This window comes from Elusimicrobiota bacterium (assembly GCA_026388075.1).
Lineage (GTDB): Bacteria > Elusimicrobiota > Endomicrobiia > Endomicrobiales > JAPLKN01 > JAPLKN01.
In genome coordinates this window covers 1-2,799 of the sequence record JAPLKN010000110.1, presented here as the reverse complement: position 1 = coordinate 2,799, position 2,799 = coordinate 1, and the positions used below count along the sequence as shown (strand labels likewise).

Annotated in this window: 4 protein-coding genes; all 4 read right to left on the bottom strand. The window is 34.1% G+C overall.

The window, feature by feature from the left end; all coding sequences use genetic code 11:
- The coding region (locus NT145_05885) for an HD domain-containing protein (protein MCX5782217.1) at window positions 1-1,038 on the bottom strand (1,038 nt) is incomplete at its 3' end.
- An 8-nt stretch (window positions 1,039-1,046) separates the two neighbouring features.
- Entirely contained in the window at window positions 1,047-1,823 is a 777-nt protein-coding gene (locus NT145_05880; protein ID MCX5782216.1) for an ATP-binding cassette domain-containing protein, read from the bottom strand.
- Window positions 1,824-1,827: 4 nt separating this feature from the next.
- A complete protein-coding gene (locus tag NT145_05875; protein MCX5782215.1) occupies window positions 1,828-2,619 on the bottom strand; it encodes an ABC transporter ATP-binding protein in 792 nt (263 codons plus the stop codon).
- A gap of 84 nt (window positions 2,620-2,703) precedes the next feature.
- The coding region (locus tag NT145_05870; protein MCX5782214.1) for a peptide ABC transporter permease at window positions 2,704-2,799 on the bottom strand (96 nt) is incomplete at its 5' end.

Sequence of the window (2,799 nt, the reverse complement as noted above, 5' to 3'; positions counted from 1 at the left end):
TATTGGCCTCATATGGTGTTCTACAAGTGTTTTAGCTATCTTTATATCAGAAGCTCCCAATCTAAGCCGTTTAAGGACTTCAGATACTTTCTGAGCGCCTTTTGATTCATGGCCAAAAAAACGCATTCTGTCACCGACTCTTTTGGCAGTAGAGGGTTTAGCAATGTCGTGAAACAGTGAAACTATTTTTAATAAGTTCAGTCTTGTAATCCCGCTGGATAAAGGTTCGTTCAAATGGTTTCTAACCTTTTCTCCATTTTTATTAAATAATTCATCCAGATTGTTAATTATGTTTTCAAGACTTCGCAGAGTTTCGGTTGAATGCTGCCATAATCCTTTGGGATGATAATAGAATTTTCTGCCGGATCTTTTCATTTCATCAATTTCCGGAAATAAACGATCCAGAAGCCCGGATATTTCCAGTTCTTCAATCTTATTTAAAGAATCTTCCGATGAAAGAATTTTAAAAAGTTCCTCCCTAATTCTTTCCCAGGCGCTTTGCTTTATTTTTGGGGCATATTTCTTAATCTGCTTTATCGTTTCCGGAACTATTTTAAATTTAAGTTCGGAAGCCATTCTATATGCTCTTAACATTCTCAGCGGATCGTCAGCTAACGCGTGAGCTGAAGTCAGCCTGATTTTTTTTCCTTTTAGGTCACTGAGGCCTTTGAAAGGATCAATTATTTCAGAAATTCTTATTTCTTTTTCAAGAGGAACAGCAAAAGAATTTATTGTAAAATCCCTGTTTTTAAGATCTGCAAGAATATTTGAACCTTTCATTTTTGAAATATCAATATAGTCCAGCCTTTTGTCATTTTTAAGCACAACACGGTAAATCTTATTTTCAGTATCCAAAATGACGAGCCTTCCGTTTAGTCCCCGAGCAATTTTTTTGGCTATACTTATTGGATTAGCCAACGTTATTATATCAAGGTCCCTATTTTCTTTATGAAGGATCTTGTCTCTTAACCAACCGCCGACAATATAAACTTCATTTTTTCCTGCAATTTTTAATATTTTATTAAATAGCTCATTCATAAATACCTTTACGCAATCTTGGGAACAGATGCGATTAATTTTTTTGTATATAAATCTTCTGGTGAGATAATAACTTTTTTTGTTTCTCCTTTTTCAATAATTTTACCATTTTTCATCACAATCACATAATCGGCGAATAGCGCCGTAGTTATTATATCGTGGCTGATAAAAATAAACGAAAGTAAAAAACGGTTTTTCAGCTTTTTAAAAAGTTCAAGGATTTGGCTGCCAATAGACACATCAAGAGATGAAAGTGGTTCGTCAGCAATCATTATTTTGGGATTTTTCAAAAGAGCCCTGGCTATCGCAATCCTTTGCCTTTGTCCGCCTGAAAATTGGTGCGGATAAGAATTGAGCATTATATCTGAAAGCCCGACAATTTGCAATATTTCTTTGATAGATTGTTCCTTGTCTTTATTAATTTTGTTCAGAGCTTCTTTTAAAATAGTCCCTACGGTCAGTTTAGGGTTCAGCGAAGAATAAGGATTTTGAAAAATCATTTGTATTGCGTTTGACAACTCGCTTTGAGAATAGCTTTTTATGTTTTTGCCTAATATTTCTATTTTCCCCGAATCAGGATTTATAAGATTACATAAAACCTTTGCTAGGGTAGTTTTTCCCGAACCCGATTCGCCTATTATTCCAAGAACCTGGCCTTCTATTAAATCAAATGAAACATTATCCAAAGCGCGTATAATTCCTGTTTTGTTTAAGAAAAACCCGCTTTCAACATCAAAATATTTGCTTATATTTCTAGCAGACAAAACTATTTTAGAATTTTCCATTTGATTACATTAACCTCGGCACAGAATCAATAAGCATTTTGGTATAAGGTTTTTTGGGATTATCAAATATCGCTTTAGTGGCACCGTCTTCTATTATTTCTCCGTTAGACATTACCAGCATTCTTTGGCTTCTTTCGCTTGCTATTGCCAGATTATGAGTAATAAAAATTACTGTCAGCAAATATTCTTTTTTCAGTTTATCTATTAAATCCAGAATTTCTTTTTGAATGGTTACATCAAGCGCGGTAGTTGGTTCATCAGCAATAAGAATTTTTGGTTTATTGATTACCGCCATAGCAAGAGCAATCCGCTGCCTTTGTCCGCCTGAAAGCTGATGAGGATATGCGTTATAAATTCGTTCAATATCATCAAACATCACATCTTTTAAAGTATCATTAATAATTGCCCGAGATTCTTTTTTATTAATATTCGGATTATGAATTGAATATGATTCAAAAAGCTGTTCACCAACTTTTATAACGGGATTTAATGAATTAAAAGGATCCTGAAAAACAATTGATATCTCTTTTCCGCGAATATCAGTCCATTCGTTTTGTTTGTTGTTCATGAGATTCTTATCCTTATAAAATATCTCGCCCGAAGTAATTTTTCCTTCATACGGAAAAATCAGTCCCATTATTGCCATCGCCAGAGTGCTTTTGCCTGAACCCGATTCTCCGACTACTGAAACTGTTTCGCCTTCATTTATTTCAAGCGATACACTTTTTACCGCTGAGATAACCTGCTTGTTTCTATAATATTCAACTGATAAGTTCTTAATTTTTAAAATGTTCATATTTAAGTAATAAGTGTTAAGGTGTAAGGATTAAGTAACGACTTTGTTTGTATAGTTTTTAACTTAATTCTTATCACTTACAACTTATCCCTGTTCTTGCTGTCTAGGATCTAAAGCGTCTCTTAAGCCCTCGCCTATCAGATTAAAAGATAAAACTGTAAAAAGTATGGCCAAACCCGG

Excerpts from the sequence above, each read along its gene's own strand:
- NT145_05875 (MCX5782215.1), bottom strand. The coding sequence starts at position 2,619 with ATGAACATTTTAAAAATTAAGAACTTATCAGTTGAATATTATAGAAAC.
- NT145_05880 (MCX5782216.1), bottom strand. The coding sequence starts at position 1,823 with ATGGAAAATTCTAAAATAGTTTTGTCTGCTAGAAATATAAGCAAATAT.